The 20,193-nt window shown below is 35.1% G+C and carries 13 protein-coding genes; 1 reads left to right on the forward strand and 12 read right to left on the reverse strand.

Annotation, left to right across the window (positions count from 1 at the left end; translation table 11 throughout):
* Nucleotides 1-360: 360 nt before the first annotated feature.
* From M0051_RS10950 to prfA, 4 genes are all read right to left on the reverse strand, one after another.
* Nucleotides 361-1,395 (reverse strand): TrkA family potassium uptake protein, encoded by a 1,035-nt coding sequence (locus M0051_RS10950; RefSeq protein WP_306741577.1) that lies wholly within the window; start codon nt 1,393-1,395, stop codon nt 361-363.
* 63 nt (nt 1,396-1,458) lie between these two features.
* On the reverse strand, nt 1,459-2,748 hold the full coding sequence (locus M0051_RS10955; protein ID WP_306741578.1) for a DUF2851 family protein: 1,290 nt from the start codon (nt 2,746-2,748) through the stop codon (nt 1,459-1,461).
* A 111-nt stretch (nt 2,749-2,859) separates the two neighbouring features.
* Nucleotides 2,860-3,687 carry an orotidine-5'-phosphate decarboxylase gene (gene pyrF / locus M0051_RS10960; protein WP_306741579.1) on the reverse strand — a complete coding sequence of 276 codons (828 nt, stop codon included), beginning with the start codon at nt 3,685-3,687 and terminating at the stop codon, nt 2,860-2,862.
* A gap of 71 nt (nt 3,688-3,758) precedes the next feature.
* Nucleotides 3,759-4,829 (reverse strand): peptide chain release factor 1, encoded by a 1,071-nt coding sequence (prfA, locus tag M0051_RS10965; RefSeq protein ID WP_207784720.1) that lies wholly within the window; start codon nt 4,827-4,829, stop codon nt 3,759-3,761.
* A 425-nt stretch (nt 4,830-5,254) separates the two neighbouring features.
* Between prfA and M0051_RS10970 the strand changes: the two genes are divergently transcribed.
* A complete protein-coding gene (locus M0051_RS10970) occupies nt 5,255-5,581 on the forward strand; it encodes a hypothetical protein (RefSeq protein WP_306741580.1) in 327 nt (108 codons plus the stop codon).
* Between the two features lie 53 nt (nt 5,582-5,634).
* On the opposite strand, the gene M0051_RS10975 is transcribed toward M0051_RS10970, so the two are convergent.
* The 8 genes from M0051_RS10975 to M0051_RS11010 form a co-directional block, all read right to left on the reverse strand.
* The gene (locus M0051_RS10975) at nt 5,635-6,804 is read right to left on the reverse strand and encodes an AIR synthase related protein (protein WP_306741581.1); all 1,170 of its coding nucleotides are present in this window, start codon (nt 6,802-6,804) and stop codon (nt 5,635-5,637) included.
* 28 nt (nt 6,805-6,832) lie between these two features.
* Nucleotides 6,833-9,100 (reverse strand): OmpA family protein, encoded by a 2,268-nt coding sequence (locus M0051_RS10980; RefSeq protein ID WP_306741582.1) that lies wholly within the window; start codon nt 9,098-9,100, stop codon nt 6,833-6,835.
* A gap of 213 nt (nt 9,101-9,313) precedes the next feature.
* Nucleotides 9,314-11,503 (reverse strand): glutamine synthetase III, encoded by a 2,190-nt coding sequence (locus M0051_RS10985; RefSeq protein ID WP_306741583.1) that lies wholly within the window; start codon nt 11,501-11,503, stop codon nt 9,314-9,316.
* A gap of 254 nt (nt 11,504-11,757) precedes the next feature.
* On the reverse strand, nt 11,758-12,891 hold the full coding sequence (locus M0051_RS10990) for a hypothetical protein (RefSeq protein WP_306741584.1): 1,134 nt from the start codon (nt 12,889-12,891) through the stop codon (nt 11,758-11,760).
* Complete coding sequence (locus M0051_RS10995) at nt 12,866-14,053, reverse strand: metallophosphoesterase (protein WP_306741585.1); 1,188 nt, start codon at nt 14,051-14,053, stop codon at nt 12,866-12,868. Before M0051_RS10995 ends, M0051_RS10990 begins: the two co-directional genes overlap by 26 nt.
* A gap of 243 nt (nt 14,054-14,296) precedes the next feature.
* Nucleotides 14,297-15,913 (reverse strand): RagB/SusD family nutrient uptake outer membrane protein, encoded by a 1,617-nt coding sequence (locus tag M0051_RS11000; protein WP_306741586.1) that lies wholly within the window; start codon nt 15,911-15,913, stop codon nt 14,297-14,299.
* Between the two features lie 12 nt (nt 15,914-15,925).
* Nucleotides 15,926-19,009: a TonB-dependent receptor gene (locus M0051_RS11005; protein WP_306741587.1), complete on the reverse strand. Its 3,084-nt coding sequence runs from the start codon at nt 19,007-19,009 to the stop codon at nt 15,926-15,928.
* A gap of 39 nt (nt 19,010-19,048) precedes the next feature.
* Nucleotides 19,049-20,185, reverse strand: coding sequence for a dipeptide epimerase (locus M0051_RS11010; RefSeq protein ID WP_306741588.1), 1,137 nt, complete (start codon nt 20,183-20,185; stop codon nt 19,049-19,051).
* Between the last annotated feature and the right edge of the window lie 8 nt (nt 20,186-20,193).

A 20,193-nucleotide genomic window follows, 5' to 3' on the forward strand; every position in this document is an offset into this window, starting at 1 on the left:
AATCGCCATCCCAATCAAAAGCGGCTGCAAAGATAAATAAATTACTTTCACAATTCCTAATGCTTTCAAAAAAAAACTTTTAAAAATTTCAAAATTGGATGTTTAGTAGGTGTAAATAATCAATTAAAAAAAAAGATTCCTACGACCACCCTACCGCTGCCTATAAAATACTACTAAACAACCATTTTATAAATCCACTCTCCGTTGAAAGTGGATGCAAATATAATAGACGAAAGTCCAAACTTCCAAACATTTTCAAAAGAAAATACAACGAAAAATTACAAAGTCCTGATTTACAATTACAAAAAAAAATCGCAATGAGATTGCGATTTTAAAATAGATTTATTCTAAGTGTAATTTCTAAATTCCATTCAATAAAAGTTCCTTCAAACTACTTACCTGTTCTTTATTCCCAAGAACAAACAAATGATAGCTTTTCTCTAGCATCAATTCGGGAGAAGGATTGTAAATGTATACACCCTCTCCATCTTTTAAACCAATGATATTAGCACCTGATCTATTTCGTACATTTAATTCTTTTATTGATTTTCCAGCAAAACATCCAGACAACCCCTGACAACTTACCTCTTCCAGTTTTACGCCTTTTGTAGATTGTAATAGAATATTATCCAAAAATTCAACCACATCGGGTTGAGCAACCAACTTTGCCATTTGCTGACCTCCCAAACGATCAGGCATTATTACATTATCAGCTCCAGCTCTTTTCAGTTTACTATCGGATTGACTATTGGACGAGCGAGAAATAATCTTTAAACCAGGATTCATTTCACGAGCAGTTAAAACTACATAAACATTTTCCGCATCGTTGGGAATTGCGGTAATCAATGCTTTAGCTTCAGATATATTAGCCATATCAAGCACTTCTTCCATGGTAGCATCACCCTGAATAAAAAGAAGATCAGAAAAAGCTCGGACTCTCTCAATCGCAGACTCATTTGAATCTACAACAACAACATCCTCACCATGCTCAATCAACTCCAAGCTTGCTTGCTTACCATTTCGGCCAAAACCACAAACAATTACATGACCATTTAATTTTTCAATTTTCCTCACAATCCTATAATCTTTTAAATTTCTACGAAATACGCCATCTAAAATAAACCTGGTTATTGCAGACGCCAAATAACCAAAAATCCCAAAGCTTATAAATATCAAAAATACGGTAAATATTTTTCCTACATCTGATAATGGATGAACCTCCTGAAAACCAACAGTAGAAATGGTTATTACCGTCATATACAAAGCATCAACAATACTGTAAGCTTCATTGATATACATATAACCAGCCGTACCAACCAAAACTGTTAGCACTAAAAAAAACATGGCAATACTTAAAGTTCGGATATTTTCTTCCCAAATTTTTTGTCTATTCATAGGAGCAAATCAATAATAATCTAAGATAATCAATATCCTTAAATACAATATAGCTGTAGAAACTTATTTGGCATACGCCTGATAATTTCTCAATCGAATAATTCGATTGCCAAATTCGCATTGAAGACATCTGTATTCATCACAATAATTCACCTTTAACTGCAATAAAGCTTGAGAATACCAAGCCGATTTCACTTCCACTCCGCATTCTTTCCATTTATCAATTATAGAATTCTTTTCTTCAGGAGCCTCTTCCAAAAGTTTTAAAGCTTTTTCTTTCATCACCTCATCTTCGTTAATTTCACCATAACAAAACAAGATGGGAACAACCGAATTTATAACAATCGAATTGACTGTCATCTTTCCAAGCTGTTTACTTTTGAATTTTGACTCAACACCAAATTGATAATGAGTCCTCCAATAATCAGAAATCTGAATTTCGAACAATTGCTGAATATCTTTAAAAGATGTACAGTCCAAAATTTTTGAAAACAGAGAAGAAGACTTATGAATAAGAGCTGCCAACTGAGCAATTCGAATCGTTGGAAAATTACCTGGCCTTAACCTCAACCATTTCCATCGATGTAAAGGCAAAGGTTTTAATTCATATTTATTTGCGAGAAACAAGTATTCTTGCTGTAGGTTTTTATAATAAGCGTCATCAATAGAATCATTCAGCATTCCAGCCTGACCAAACAATAAGGCTTCCAGTTGCAAAAGCGAGTTCTTTTGACGAGCCAAAATCTTTAAAGGTAAAGCCTGCGCCAATTGCTGAAAGGGATCAGCATTGATCTTCATCCCAAAATATCTGGCAATAATCTGATAAAATGTTTCTTCCCATGAATTCTTATTTAGTTTCAACATTTTCTTTACATCAGTAGATTTTCTCTTCAAGCGTTCCAATATCATTCGATCCAACCAATTTCGCACAAAGAATTTTTCAACCAAACTGATTTCATCATAACAAGCAATCCACTGAGTGGAATGCATAAGCTGATTGTAATTTTGGAGCAAACCCGAATCGAATTTCAAAATTAAGCAAGGTAATTTTCTGGTTTCACCTATAAATACATCGGCATCATCTTCATAAACTACATGCAAAATCACATTATTATAGGCTGAATCTTGTTGATGTTTGTGCTGATACCAGAATGATGATTTGATATGAACCTCTATATTTCCAGCCCACATCACACCATTAATCTTAACCCGCGCATCAAAAAAATCCGGACCAGCATCTTTATTTTGCTTCCCAACATTTATAACTTCTATTTTATCTCCCCCAGTAGAGAATAGATTTTGATCATCAAAAAGCTTGTACTTCCAGATAAATTGCAGAAATTCCTCATTCATACCATAATATTTTTACAGTAGATATTCGAAATTTAACAATTCGCTCAGTAAAAGACAATAAAAAAGCGACGTTTAACAAAACGTCGCTTCAATATTTTAAAGGCGTACTTACTACAATACCGATTTTTCCTTTAATAATTCTTCCATTTCCAATTGTAACTCTTTGGCTTTTTCACCAGCTACTGTTGCAAAATTCTTAGAAGTATCCGCAAAAATAATTCCTCTTGAAGAGTTCACAAGCAATCCACATGATTGGTTCATACCATATTTTGCAACCTCCTGAAGACTTCCTCCTTGAGCACCAACACCTGGAACCAATAAGAAATGATCAGGAGCAATCTTTCGAATACCTCCTAACATTTCAGCTTTTGTGGCTCCAACTACATACATCATGTTTTCTTTGGTTCCCCAATCTTGAGATTTTTCCAGAACTTTCTCGAACAACTTCTGTTCTCCTTCTTGGAAAAACTGAAGATCGAAAGCTCCTTTGTTCGAAGTTAAAGCCAAAAGAATAACCCATTTGTTTTCATACTCCAAAAATGGAGTTACAGAATCCTCACCCATGTATGGTGCAACTGTAATTGAATCGAATTGCATATTTTCTAAAAATGCACTTGCATACATTTTAGATGTATTTCCAATATCCCCTCTTTTTGCATCAGCAATCAAGAAAATCTCTGGATAATTTTCCTTGATATAGTTTACAGTTTTTTCAAGACTATTCCATCCTTGAGCTCCTCGGCACTCATAAAAAGCAATGTTTGGCTTGTAAGCAACGGTAAATTCCGCAGTTGCGTCAACAATTTCCTTGTTAAATTCAAATACCGGATCCTGAGAATCTAATAGGTGAGATGGAATTTTTTTGATATCGCTATCTAAACCTACGCAAAGGAAACTTTTCTTCTTTTTGATTTGCTCAAATAATGCCTGATAATTCATATTGAATAAAATTGGTTGTTTAGTAATATTTTAACACAAAAAAGGCAGTGGAAAAACCACTGCCAATATCTTTATAAACCACTTTCTTTAAGTCGTTCTGCGTTTTCTTCAATTTGAAGTTTGTCGATAATTTCCTGAACATCGCCGTCCATAACTGCCGACAAGTTGTATAACGTTAAGTTGATACGATGATCAGTAACACGCCCTTGCGGGTAATTGTACGTTCTAATTTTAGCTGAACGGTCACCAGTTGAAACCATAGTTTTACGTTTCGATGAAATTTCATCCAAGTATTTTTGATGCTCCATTGCATAAATACGTGAACGAAGTTCTACCATCGCCTTTGCCAAGTTCTTCAACTGCGATTTCTGATCCTGACAAGTTACTACAATATTTGTAGGGATGTGAGTCAATCGAATTGCCGAATAGGTTGTATTTACCGACTGTCCACCTGGACCAGAAGAACAGTAAGTATCTTTACGGATATCGCTTTCTTTGATATCAACATCAAATTCTTCAGCCTCTGGCAATACTGCTACTGATGCAGCACTGGTATGAACACGCCCCTGCGTTTCGGTTTGAGGCACACGCTGCACACGGTGAACTCCAGACTCATACTTAAGTACTCCATAAACACCTTCACCATTTACATTCATTACAATTTCCTTGTAACCACCTGATGTACCTTCACTAAAGCTTGAAATAGAAACTTTCCATCCTCTAGCTTCACAATACTTGGTATACATTCTTGCCAAATCACCAGCAAAAATACTTGCCTCATCACCACCAGTTCCAGCTCTAATTTCAAGAATTGCATTTTTAGAATCCTCAGGATCTGCAGGAACCAATAACAATTTAATGTTTTGTTCCATATCCGGAAGCTTAACTTCTAGATCTTCCAATTCCATTTTTGCCATTTCTCTCAACTCTTCGTCAGACTCATTTGCAATGATATCTTTCGACTCAGCAATTGTATCAACAGCATTTTTATATTCTTTAGCAGCTTCAGTAACTGCTTCCAATTCCTTATATTCTTTGCTCAGTTTTACAAAGCGCTTCATGTCTCCCATCACTTCAGGGTCGGTAATCAATTGACCAACCTCTTTAAATCTGATGAAGACACCTTCTAATTTATCTAGGATCAAATTATTGCTCATGCTACAATATTCTAAATTTTGCACAAAATTAGAAAAATAAAACGACTTTAAGACTGAAGTATGAAATTATAGTTCATCAGTTGTTTAATTTAGATGAAAGTAGAGAGAAAAACTGCAAACAAAAAGCTTACCAAAATCGCTCCTTTTTAAACAAACTACGTTAAATTATCATGATTTTAAATTGAAAAAAAATCACTCTTCCTATTTACTTTTTAATCGCCAAAAACTATTTTTATTTTATAGAGAAGAAGCGCGAATTCAATAAAACTGTTTACAAAACCAAATACCCTTTAACCAAAATGGTTTTATTGGATTTTATATTTGCAAATAGAGCAAATTGCAACTTCTAATTTTACCTGTAATAACAAAATTTTGAATTTGATTAGTTATCATCGCCTAATCCAATGCTTATGGTTAAAGTTAGAATACCCCGGAACGAAGATCAATTATTGGGATTGTTAGGAAAAATCAACAAAAGACACGAATGTAATAAGAAAAAAAGTCTTTTGAACGGAGCTGTCGACATGGATCGCCTAGTTGAAAAATCTAAAAAAATCAGAAATTTTAAAGATCTCGAGTCAGAACCAAGTGCTAAAAAACAATCCGTTGATCGCTCAAAGAGCAATGATTTAAAATTTATCTCAAGTGAAATTCGCAGCATTAGAAATTTGCTGCTTGCTGTTTATCCTGACGAGCCCAAAGTAATTAAAGAATGGGGCTTCGAAATAAATGAATAAAAAAATGCCACTCAAAATCTGAGTGGCATTTTTTTATATTATATGATTTACAATTAGTAAACGAATTCTCCAAACTCGCTCTTAATCGTTAATTTCTTTCCTTCGTAGGTTTCACATTTACCAACAATTTGAGCATCTACATTAAACTCTTTTGAGATAGCGATGATATCTTCAGCAATTTCCTGTGGAACATACAATTCATATCGATGTCCCATATTAAATACTTTGTACATTTCGTCCCAGGCAGTTCCACTTTGCTCATGAATTAGCTTGAATAATGGTGGTACATCGAACATGTTGTCTTTTACCACATGTAAATTGTCTACAAAATTCATCACCTTGGTTTGGGCTCCACCTGAACAGTGAATCATTCCATGAATTTTAGAACGATATTTATCTAAGATTTTTTTGATAATTGGAGCGTAGGTTCTGGTTGCTGACAACACCAATTTTCCTGCATCAATATCTACACCTTCAACTGAATCGGTTAATTTGCAATTCCCCGAATAAACCAAATCTTCAGGAACAGCATTATCGAAACTTTCAGGATATTTTTCGGCCAAATATTTTGAGAAAACATCGTGGCGAGCAGAAGTTAATCCATTTGAACCCATACCGCCATTGTACTCCGATTCGTAAGTTGCCTTACCCGATGATGAAAGACCAACAATTACATCGCCAGCCTGAATTTTCTCATTGGTGATTACATCTTCACGTTTCATACGGCAAGTAACGGTAGAATCAACAATAATGGTTCTTACCAAATCTCCAACATCTGCAGTTTCACCACCAGTTGAGTGAATATTTACACCAAGCTTAGCATACTCGGCAAGCAACTCTTCAGTTCCATTGATAATTGCAGAAATTACTTCTCCTGGAATCAAATTCTTGTTTCTTCCAATTGTAGACGACAAAAGAATATTATCAACCGCACCTACACAAAGCAAATCATCAATATTCATAATTAAAGCATCCTGAGCAATACCTTTCCAAACGGAAATATCACCAGTCTCCTTCCAATACATGTATGCCAATGATGATTTTGTTCCAGCTCCATCGGCATGCATAATATTGCAATATTCATCATTGCCAGTTAAATAATCGGGAACCACCTTACAAAAGGCATTCGGGAATAGACCCTTATCAAGGTCTTTAATTGCACTGTGTACATCTTCCTTCGAAGCAGAAACTCCTCTAAGATTGTATCTTTCGTCTTTTCTCATGGTTGTTTAGATAAAGTATAAAAGGAAATTACTCCTTCAATTTTTTAGCTTCGGCAAAGGTAATCTTTTTCCCTTTATAGTATGCGATTACGAATGCTTTAATTCCTTTCTTATTGATCTTTTGTGATTCAAGTTTGGCTTCTTTATAGCTATCGTAAATTCCTGTGGTATATCGAACGGCCGATTGATTAACCGGAGCTTTGAAAACCACTTTAAAATTTTGAATTACTCCCGGAACCGTATTTTTACCAAAAGCACCAATCTGAATGGTATAAAAGACTCCTTGTACTTTATTCAAATCTTTAATTAAAGTATTTCCGATCTGATTAGGATCGCTTCCCGGCTTTACTTTGGAATTAGGTCCAGGCACATAATCGGTTGACAGAACTTTAAACTCAGTTCGCCTATTCAACTGGTTGGCAATTTCTTTTTGCTTAGAAGTAAACTGCCAAATATTTTTCTCGGTAAGAACAGTTTCTTCCGATAAGAAATCATATTCATCGGCAATTTCTTTACTCACAACTCTAGGTTGCGATTCTCCATATCCGTGTGCAACCAAACGATCCCAATAAATTCCATTTTCAATTAAATAATCAACAACCGACTGTGCTCGTTTCTGAGAAAGGTCTTTATTGGTTGATTCACTCCCAACAAAATCGGTATGCGAACCCAATTCAATGGTAATTTTTGGATTATCATTTAGCGTTTCAACCAAACCATCAAGAGCTTCTTTCGATTCTTCGCGAAGGCTCCACTTTCCAAAATCGTAAAAAATATTCGGCAACTCAATTGGTTTTTCTATTGCCTTCAATCCTATTATCGATTTAAAGTTTCGGCTAACTTGAATTCCCATTGTGCTTACCTGCTCTTTTCCATTCAAGTAACCTTCTTTTGAAACCATAGCGATGTATTCCAAGTCAGGTTTCAATTCAAATCGAAAGTTTCCTTTGTCATCTGATTTCACATCCAACTGTTCTCCATCAGATGATACCAAATTGATACTAGCTCTTTCTACAGGGGTTTTAGATTCCGAATCCACAACTTGTCCTAAAAATGTAAATTGTAAAGGCACATAATCAAATCGATAGATATCATCATTTCCCTTTTTTCGCGAAGATGAGAACATTCCTTTTTCTTTATTCGGCTGAAAATGAATTGCAAAATCATCGGCTGTTGAATTGATTGGATATTTCATATTTTCAATTTCCCACAAGCCAGACTCACCTCTTTGTGCCATATAAATATCCAATCCTCCTATTCCTCCATCACGATCTGATGCAAAATAAAGCTTACCATTATCACGGATATGCGGAAACAGTTCATCTTTTTCAGAATTGATTGGCTTGCCTAAGTTTTGTGGCTCCGTCCAGCCGCTTCCGCTTTTTTTGCTCATCCAAATGTCATTTCCTCCATAGCCACCTGGCATATCCGAAACGAAATATAAAATCGTACCATCGGCAGAAATTGACGGATGCGCAACAGACAAAGAATCAGGAACCAATTCCTGAAGAGCTACTCTGCCCCATTCTCCATTCTGCCTTTGTACAGCAAAAATTTTTGTTCCTTGATTGTCCTTATTTATTTTTCGCGAAGAAGTAAAGTAAAAAATATCTCCACTTGAATTAAAACAAGCGGCACCTTCGTTCCATTCAGAATTAATAGTATCCCCAACTGTAGATGGCTTACTCCATTGATAAGTATCAGTGATTACTTTTCGAGTTTTGGCCTTTCTTCCTTTTTTCTTTCGTGATTTTCGAACCACTTCATTTGAATAGTGCGACTCTAATAAGTTTGTAAAGTACTTACCCGTAACACCATCTTTTTTGACCTTATCATTTAATTTTCGATTTGATGTAAAAAATATCACATTGGTATCTTGTCCCATATATATTGGAGCAAAATCGCTAGATGATGAATTAAAATCTTTCAGGATCTCTACCTTGTATCTTCCAGGAAATTCTTCCCAATAGGAAACTCTTTTCAGAATTTTGGCTGCATCATCAGCCTGTTCAGCCTCTGGTTTTAAATCCAAATATTCCCAGAAATTTTCTTCCGCTTCCTCAAGTTTATAGTTTTTAAGCTCAGCATAACCCAATTTTTTCACAGCTTCCACAAAAGTATCCCTATTCATAATAGCCCTTCGATACCAAGATGCTGCTTTTCGCGGTCTATTGATCTCATCAAAACAATTTGCATTCATAAATGCAATTTCAGCTTTTCGCTCCCTGTCTTTCTCTTTTTTATATGCCTTTTCATACATTTCCTGTGCATGAAAATACCTACCAGATTTCAGCATTTTATTTCCACGATTAACGTAAGATTGAGATGAACAAGATATTAACAAGCCTATTATACAGAGTAATCCTGCGAAAGAAAGAGTTTTCATTACGTGATATGTTCGATTATAAAGTATAAAAATAAATATTTTATTCCATTGGCAGCCTATCAAAACAGAAAAGGATGCCCATTATATATGAACATCCTTTTTCTAAAAATATTATAGATTGAACTAGTTATTGAATAACAATTCGCGATATTTTGGCAATGGCCACATTTCATTATCAACAACAAGTTCTAACTTATCAATATGGTAACGAATATCTTCTAAATATGGACGCACTTTCTGATCGTATGCAAATGCCATTTTGTGTCCATCTTCAATAACATTACATTCTTTACGAGCTTCAACCATTCCTTTCACCTTCGCTTTAATTGAAGAGATATGACCCGAAATTTCTCTGATCAACTCTTTTCTGGCTCCAGCTAATTCTTCAAACTCATCAGCTGAGAAGATATCTCTTAAACCTTGAACATTCTGAATCAATTTGGTTTGGTAAGCCACTGCAGTAGGTACAATATGGTTGATTGCTAAATCACCTAACACACGTGCTTCAATCTGTATCTTCATGGTGAATTTTTCCATTTCAACCTCAACACGAGCTTCCAATTCCTTCTCTGTCATTACACCACTTTCAATCAAAGATCTCTTAGCAGGTGCATCAAGATATTTAGAAAGAGATTCCGGCACACTAGTAATATTAGTTAAACCACGTTTTTTAGCCTCGATTACCCATGCTCCTGAGTAACCATCACCATTAAAACGGATTGGCTTAGATTCAATGATCAATTTTTTAAGAACCTGGAAGATCGCTTCATCTTTTTTGATTCCTTCATTGATCAATCGATCTACAGCAGCTTTAAAATCTTTCAACTGAACTGCCATTGCGGCATTTAAAGCAGTCATAGCTGCAGCGTTGTTTGCAGAAGAACCAACAGCACGGAACTCAAAACGATTACCTGTAAAAGCAAATGGAGATGTACGGTTACGATCGGTATTGTCCAAAATAATTTCAGGAATACGACCAATACCTAATTTCAATGCTGTTTTTTCATCTGGAGTCATTTTCTTCTCTCCAACTTCCTCAACAATTTTCTTCAACATCTTAGATACCTCATCACCCAAGAATACAGAAACAATTGATGGTGGTGCTTCGTTAGCTCCCAATCTATGACTATTAGATGCAGTAAGAATTGATGCACGAAGAAGATCCTGATTCTTATATACAGCCATTAATGTATTCACAACAAAAGTAAGAAACTGCATGTTTCCTTTAGGATTTTTACCTGGAGCCATTAGAACAACGCCAGTATCAGTGCTTAACGACCAGTTGTTGTGCTTACCAGATCCATTAACCCCAGCATATGGTTTTTCGTGGAACAATACACGGAACTTGTGATTACGAGCAACTCTTTTCATTACATCCATCACCAATTGGTTGTGGTCATTAGCCAAGTTAGCCTCTTCGAAAATTGGAGCCAACTCAAACTGAGAAGGAGCTACCTCATTGTGACGAGTTTTTACAGGAACTCCTAATTTGTGACACTCTACCTCCAAGTCCATCATGAATTTTGACACACGTTCTGGAATAGAACCAAAATAGTGATCATCCAACTGCTGATCTTTAGATGAAGAATGCCCCATTAATGTACGACCAGTTAAAGTAAGGTCTGGACGTGCTTGATACAATGCCTCATCAATAAGGAAGTATTCCTGCTCCCAACCTAAATTCGCATGAACTTTGGTTACATTTTTATCGAAATATTGACAAACATCAACTGCAGCCTCATCAACAGCAGCCAAAGCTTTTAATAATGGTGTTTTATAGTCAAGAGCTTCACCTGTATAAGAAATAAATATAGTAGGAATACAAAGAGTAGTCCCTATAATAAAAGCTGGTGAAGAAACGTCCCAAGCTGTATAACCTCGAGCTTCAAAAGTTTGACGGATCCCTCCCGAAGGGAATGATGAAGCATCCGGTTCTTGCTGAGCCAATAATTTCCCTGAAAAATTTTCAATCATGTTTCCACCATCACCATAGTCTATAAAGCCATCGTGTTTTTCTGCGGTACCATCAGTCAATGGTTGAAACCAGTGAGTATAGTGAGTAGCTCCTTTTTCAATTGCCCAAGATTTCATTCCCAAAGCAATCCCATCCGACATTTTTCTGTCGATTGAACCCCCTTTTTGGTTTGCTGTCATAACAGCCTTAAAAGCATCTTTCGACAGATACTTTCGCATGGATTCTACATTAAAAACTAAGTCTCCATAATAATCAGTTACCTTATTAGAAGGCAACGACACCGATTTTGGCTGTCTCGACAGCAATTCATTCAACGCTTGAAATCTAATGGTGGCCATAAAATTAAAAATTTTAGTTAATAGTTAATGTTGTCTGTAATTTTTAAGGGGTAATTAGAAAAAAATAGTTGTTTTTTACTAAACACCCCCTCAACTACACAATACAAAAATGATGAAAAAAAATAAATATCGCAAGACTACCTGGAAATTGAAAGGGGTATATCACAAAAAAAACCGATAAAAATCACAGTAGAACCCCTGATTTTTATCGATTGCGCAAATATTTTTAACTTTTTATAGAAAAAGTCTAATTTTTATCGAGTCTTAGGAATTTTTGGAGAATTTTTCTCTATTACCTCTCGAACATCTCTTTTGGAATTAATTAACCTATAAAATTCTTCTATGTATCCTATTAATTTATTTCGATTTTCATCTTTTAGATAAGTACAACTGCTAATAACTTCTAAGAAAGAAGGTTTTAATTCCTTAAAGTTCTCAAAAGCTTGTGCCAGTTCTTCTGAATTCCACCTCATACCTTTATATAAGCGTTTGTATTTTGCGTCTGGTTCGATTTTAGGTGAAAGAGTATAATACGAATGATTAATTATCCCAGACCAATCAAAATCAAATGGTACTACAACTGGAATACTATGCTCGCTAACAGATAAAACATCTATATTATGCAATCGGCCAACATCCCAATCGGCATTGCCTATCATTAATTGAAATAAAGAAAGCATTACCATATTTTCTCTCAATATCTCATATTGCTTCATGTTCTTGAAGTTCAAAATATTCTTTCCATTTCTTAATGCAACATCCTCCTTGTCTTCAAGAAAAAAGCCAAACTTTGTTATTGTATCTGAGGAGTTTACATCTATAAATGCAACTTGAGATAATCGAACACGATAACTGTGATTCGAAATCAAATTATACATCTTATATATAAGATATTCCTCAATGGTATGCTGCTCATAGTCGTCAACAAAAGACTGGCAATGACTCACATATTTTAATTTTGATTGCCCCTCAAACTCCGTTCCCTTAGCTTCTTTAACGGGTATTTTAAACCGTAAAGGGGGAAAATTACAATTTTGTTTTCTACGACGAAAATTACCTCTGGTTTTTACTTTTACCTCAAATACATCTGCCTTTCCATTCTCTGATAGCACCTTTAATTCACTTTTATGATATTTCCTCTTTTCTGCAATATCATTTATTAATAATGCTAAATCAGTTTTTAATTCAATCTTTAAAAGATCTTCATTCTTAAACAATGGTAAATTTAACAGACTATCTCTATCCTTTGCTGTTATTGGATTTGCACTAAGAATATTTCCTGAACAAACCAATAACATTAATAGTAAAACAAGATTTCGCCCTTTTCTTATTACGCCCCCATTATCCATTTTATAGTAATATTTATTCAATACTTTCTTTTTTCCCATCAATAAATATGCGATAGTATTTATCATCTTCAAATAGTAATACCTGTGATTTTATTTCATCATAACCCATTGGGACATTCATTGCAACCAATCTTCCATCTTTTAAAAATCTAATCGTTTCTACTTCGGTATGACCAAAGAATATTCTTTTTACCTTATAATAATTTAATACCCTATCCAATTCTTCATCTGTAATTATAGAATAATTACGTGTTTTCATTAAATACCCCCTATACCACAGCGGGTTGCCAGGAAAATAAACTTCTTTCATCAATTCAGCCTGCGTTTTTCCATGATCCGGCTTTAAACTCATTCTTATTTCTTCATTAATTTGAGTTAAAGACATCTCTTTTTCAATCATTTCAGGCGAAATTCCACCATGAACAAAAAGTAGATCATTAATTTTCACAGCAGAATTAAGAGACCTTAACCATTTCCCCAATTCTGTATCCTCCTTAAAAAAACGCGGATAATTTATCATTAAACGTTTGCTCATTTTTTTATACTTCGGAGCTATATATCGGGCATCATTCATCAATACCATAATTTCGTGATTCCCCAATAAGTAATGCAATCTACCCTTATTTGATTTTGCTTGTTGTTGCAATTTCTTAATTAAATAAAGACTTTCGGTAACCTTATCACCTCTATCAAAAATATCACCAATGAACACCACATGTCCATCACCCCACAACCAATTCAATTCTTCATCAATAACTTTTGCTCCCTGTAATAGTTTAATCAAAGTATCATATTCTCCATGAACATCTCCAACTACCAATATTTTTTCCACATTTTCAAATTCATCCCTCTGTACAGGATAATTCCCTCTTCTGAGCCAATATCTATTTTTATCACCTTTAAGACCTTTTACCTGTACTGAATCAGACTTTACTTTTAACCTCTTCTCTCTAATACTAATACTATTCTCTTCATGCGAGTGATCAACATACCACATTCTTACCTCTTTTGAGTCGATCCACGAAAAATGAGGTCCGTCTGAATAGTCTGGCAAGTTTATGTCATCAATATTTCCTCTAAAAACTTTATCGTATTTAGAAAATGCACCAGAACTTAATTTCTTTTTTTGCGCACTAAGTGGAAACAAAACACAAATGCCCAATAAAACCAATAAGAATTTTACATATTGACATGAATTCATAAGACCTAACTTTTTATATCAAACCGAATACCATTTCTCTCAGCTTGCTTTAAATCAAAAACTAAACCAGAATATTTATTGAAAATCGCACACTAATAATGTTCGAAAGTAAAACACAAGCTGCCCGTTATCGAACAAACAATGAATTTGCATGAAGTTAGTAAAAAATATTCAGAGCTAGTTATACAAAAAAACAGGAGCCCTTTCGAACTCCTGTTTCACTACTACTACAATGTACCTGGCTTAGTATCCAGGGTTTTGCTCTATTAATCCTCCACTATTATCAACCTCACTTTGAGGAAGAGGGAAGTATAAATGTTTTGGTAAAGTTAAATTTGTTGCTTTATAAACAGGATTTCCCGAATCGGAAACTGTATATGTTCCATCTCCATTACGAGTTAATGAAGCTTTCACTTTATAACCATCAATTTTCAACTCTTGTTCTATACGTCCAGTTCTAACCAAATCGTGGAATCTGTGACCTTCACCACATAACTCAACACGTCTTTCACGATAAATTGCATTTAATAAATCAGCTCCTGATGCAGTAATATCCGGTAAAATAGTCTCATTGCCTTGTCTTGCTCTTTCTCTCACCTTATTCAAGTAAGTTCTGGCATCACCTTCAGCATTCGTATGGTAACATGCTTCAGCATATAACAAATAAACATCCGACAAACGAATAATTCTTTCATTGATAGGTGAATTTCTAAAGTTACCAAGAGCTTTATAAGCTTCTTTAGACAAATAATGCTTATAGTTACTAAAACCTGTAAGATCTTCCGATACAACACCGGGTGTTTCTCCATCCAATATCCACTGATCAGCAAATTGTAATGAGTTAATCAAGGAAGCATCACGTCTTGGATCTCCATCTTCAAAAGCAAGATATAAATCATAAGTTGCTTGATAACGACCATAAGGATCTGCTCCACCTAACCATGGCATATTTAAGAACGTGGTAAAATTCCCATTATTTGTAAAGGCACCATCATCTTTTGGAGAATCGTAAAATTGCACTTCAAAGATTGACTCTTCATTATTCTCTTCTGCTTCAGTAAACAAATCGTGGTAATTACCGGTAAACAAATCATATTCGCCCAAAGAAAACAACTTTTCAGCATATGATTTAGCTTCTGCCCATTTCTCTTCATTGTAAAAATCCTGAGTAGAATATCCAGAGCTTGCCTGAGAAACACATACTTTTACCAACATTGCAAGTGCAGCACCTTTAGTCGCCCTCCCCAAATCATTTGATTCAAAATATGTAGACTTCAATGGTAATACTTCGGCTGCATCTTTTAAGTCTATTTCTATTTGATTATAGATTTCTTTAGCTGAAGATCTTGTTTTATTTAATTCATCTCCTAATAACGGAGTAGTAACAAGGGGTACACCTCCAAAATTTTTAACCAAATCGTAATAGTAATAAGCTCTCATAAATTTTGCTTCTGCTACCACTCTTTTTTGCAACTCCTTATCCTCAACACCAGCAATATCTTTACCTTCAACATTAGCTAAAAGTTTATTTGCTATCAATATTCCACGATAATTATATCTGTAATTATATGTGAACAAAAAGGCTGTTGCATCATAGGTATATTCTCTCATCTTCAGATCTTCTCTATCAACAGCATCATCTGTTGTTGAATTACCAAAGGTCGTACGTCCCCAATTGTAATGGTATTCCCATAAAGGAGCATAGCACGCATTAGCAGCTTTAATTAATTCTGCATCGTTAGAATAAAAGCTTCCCTCTGTTTGTTCCCCGATTTTTACGGTATCAAGAAACTCTTCATCACAGGCTGTCATTGAAAAGATGACTAATCCTGCTATTAATATATTTCTTAAATTTTTCATTTTCATCAATAATTAGAAAGTTAGATTTGCACCAATTGAGAAAATCCTTGCTTGTGGATAAGTACCATAATCAATTCCTTGACTAAGAGTTCCACCTCCAATTTCAGGATCTAAACCAGAATAATCGGTAATGGTAAATACATTCTGTCCTGAGAAATATACTCTTACATTTTCCAACCATGGAGTTACATCTCTAAATGTATAACCTACTTGGATATTTTTTAGTCTCAAATAAGATCCATCCTCAATGTAAAAATCTGAAGCTCTTAGGTTTCTTTCAACAGTTGAAGCATTTAATCCAAACATTGTGTTTGAACCATTCTGAGGAGTCCAATGGTTTTTATAATCTTCTGCCAATGCAAATCTTTTTATATCAGCATAGTTATAATATTTAAATCCATTAAAGATCTCATTACCTGTAACTCCTTGGAAGAACATGCTCAAATCCCAATTTTTATAGTTTACATCGATATTTACACCATAAAATAAATCTGGATTTGGATCACCAATTTGAACACGGTCATCGCCATTAATTACACCATCAGGAGCTTCAAGAACACCATCATTATCTTTATCTGTCCATTGATCTTTAAATCTAAAATCACCAGCACCAATTGGCTCTGAAGACTGAGCACTTGAAGCAACTTCCGCATCTGATTGGAATACGCCATCTACTTCATATCCAAAGAATGCACCAATTGGATATCCCTCTGCAGTTCTTGTTGTATTACCAACCAAACTTACACTACCAGACCAAATAGGAGCTCCTCCTCCTAAACTTGTAACTTCATTCTCAACATGTGAAGCATTTACATTAACCGTAAACTTAAGATCACTACCTATTTTTCCATGATAACCAAGATTTAACTCGAAACCTTTGTTTTCAACAGTACCCGCATTTACATAAGGACTTCCATCGTAACCTGCATATTCCGGAATTGGCACTCTAACCAACATATCCTTGGTTTCTTTCTTAAAGTAATCTGCTGAGAAAGTAATCTTATCATTCAAAAAGGCAAGATCAAGACCGAAGTTGGTTGATTCTACCGTTTCCCACTGAACCTTAGAATTTGCCATTTTTACAGGAGCTGCTCCTGCATATTCTTTTCCTGTTAAATAATCCTTTCCTCCAAATACATAACTATACTCAACTCTTGAATCACCAGTTTGAACAGTTGAAGCAAATGAATAAGGATCAATTTTAGCATTACCTACGCGTCCCCATCCTGCACGAACTTTTATTCTATTCACTAAATCTTCAGGAATAAAATCCATAAATTTCTCACTTCTTAATTTCCAACCCAAAGACATAGATGGGAAATTCCCGAAGCGCTTATCTGGACCAAATACAGAAGATCCATCTCGTCTAAACGAAGCTGTTAAATAGTATTTATCAGCATAATCGTAATTTACACGAGCAAGATACGAGTACATTGTTGTTTCTTGTCCAGAGTTCCATGCCCCTGTACTTTCAATGTCTGTAGAAGCATTTATATATTGTAACTCTTCGTTGTCATTAGGAATATTATTCCTGGATACACTAATATAATCTGATTCATTTTTTTCTGCTGTAAAACCTCCCAGTACATTAAAGCTGTGGTCATCTACATCAAATGTATAAGTAATGGTATTTTCAGTTAGGTAACCATTAAAATCAGATGTTCCTCTTGAAATCTTATTTACTGCATTAATTTCCTGCCCGTAGTCAAATGCAGGCAAATAAGTTTTACTCTTCGATCTTGAAACATTTAAACTTACTGCTGATTTAATGAATAAATTTTTTATCGGCTCGAATTGCAAATATGAATTAGCAAGGATTAACAATGCTTTTCTTTCTCTAACATCTCTATTTAATTGAGCAACAGGATTTCCTAAATCAGAATAAGGTGTTGATGCATATTCTCCTGATTCCTGAAAGACTGGAGTTAAAGGATCATTTCTTTGAGCTAAAGTAAGAATCCCATTTATTGCATTACCAGTAACCTGGTGATTGGTCGTGTGTGAAAGCGAAACATTAACTCCAGCCTTCCATTTAGGACTTAAAGTATAGTTGTTATTCAAGCGTGCATTAATTCTTTCGTATTTAGAATTTAAAACAATCCCTTCATTCTGAAAATATCCAGCACTAAACAAATTATTGTTTTCAGCATCACCTTTAGAAATGGTTGCATTCGCTTTATAGATTTTTCCCACACGAGTAACTTCATCAAACCAATCTGTGGTTCTATTTACATCATCAGATGGTGATTTTAATTCTAGAGGATGATAAGCTGTTGAACCTGTAAAATTAGCAGCATTTGTTTGTGCTGTATTATAAGTTTCCAACCAATCTTTAGAATTCATTAAGTCTGGTTCTGTCCAAGCCTTTTGAATACCAGACATCAATTCTACTTGTACTTTAACATCTTCAGTGTTACCAGTTTTTGTTGTAATCAATACAACACCATTCGCACCTCTCGAACCATAAATTGCTGTTGCAGATGCATCTTTTAATACTTCAAGACTCTTAAAGTCACTTGGATTCAAGTGTGAAATATCATCCAGTAAAATTCCATCTACAACATATAATGGAGATGAGTTATTCACGGTACCAGTACCTCTTACTCTAACCGATAAGCCTGCTCCTGGAGCTCCTGATGTTTGAGTTACCATTACACCCGCTGCTCTACCCTGTAAAAGGGCTGCTGCATTTGACACTGGTTGATCTTCCAATGCTTTTGCATTTACACTCGCAACAGAACCTGTAATGTCACTCTTTTTCTGAACACCATAACCAACAACTACAACTTCGTCCATTGCAAAATTATCAGTTTCTAGTGCTACATTAATTTCTGCTTGAGTCCCAACAGCTACCTCAAACGTTTTCATTCCGATATACGAAAATACTAAAACAGCATTGTCATTAACTGTCAATTCATACTTTCCATCAAAATCAGTTGTTGTTCCATTGGTTGTACCTTTTTCTACAACCGAAACACCTGGGATTGTATACCCATCTTCTGCACCGGTAACTATACCTTTAACCAACACATCCTGTGCAAAGGATACCTGCCAGCCAAGAAGCATAATTAACGCTAAGCATGCAATTTTTCTCATAGTGTTAAATTTAGATTAGCAAAATTATCTTAATTACATTTAAATTATTCCTATTCCAGAACGATTAGGAAGTATCACCTTTCCATTCTGTACAATTACTCCTTCATATGGATCATTAGAAATCAAAAGATTCCCATCCAAATCAGCCCAGTCTACCATAGGTGAAAGTTGAGCTGCAGCACTAACTCCACATGAAGTCTCTGTCATACAACCAATCATCACCTTCATATCCAAAGCTCTAGCAACATTCAGCATCTTATGCGCTTCACGTAAGCCAGTACACTTCATTAACTTGATATTAATTCCCGAATAGGCTCCTTTTAATTTTGGAACATCAACCAAGCGTTGAACGCCTTCATCGGCAATTGTTGGAAGCGGACTGTGCTGTGTTAACCAAGCCATAGTATCCAAATCATACTTATCCATTGGCTGTTCAACAAAAACAACTCCTTGCTCTTTCAACCAATGAATCTTATCCAAAGCTTCGTGCTTGTCCTTCCATCCTTGATTTACATCTACACACAAAGGAATGTCAGTAACTTTTCTGATGGTATTGATCATTTCCTCATCTGTTCCGCGACCAATTTTTACCTTAAGCATTTTATACGGAGCTGCTTCCTTAACCTTCTCTGTTACCATTTCCGGTTTATCAATCCCGATAGTAAAAGTTGTTACTGGTGTATCTTCCTGATTGTATCCCCATATTTGAAACCAAGGCTTGTCTACAATCTTTCCAATCAAATCATGTAAAGCAATGTCAACCGATGCTTTTGCTGCACAATTTCCTTTTGCAACACCATCTACGTAAGCTAAAATCTCGTTCAAACGAAATGGATCGGTAAATTGATCTAGTTTCAGACTACTTAAAAACTTTGTTGCCGTTTCATGAGATTCACCCAAATAGGGAGGCATTGAAGCTTCTCCACATCCTACAAATCCCTCCCACTCAATCTTTACCAACATTACTGGTGTTGTAGTTCTGGAAAATGATGCTATGGTAAAAACATGCTTTAATTGTAAGTCGAATGGCTCGAAACTCAACTTTAAACCAGAACCTGTATAACTGGATTCCCCTCCTTCTTTTCCACTATTACATGCACTAAACAAAGGAAGCAAACATGCTCCTCCTGCAAGTAATCCACCACTTCCTATAAATTTTCTTCTATCTAATTTCATTGCTTTTT

Origin of the sequence: Marinifilum sp. D714, from assembly GCF_030851345.1 — a bacterium.
GTDB lineage: Bacteria > Bacteroidota > Bacteroidia > Bacteroidales > Marinifilaceae > Marinifilum.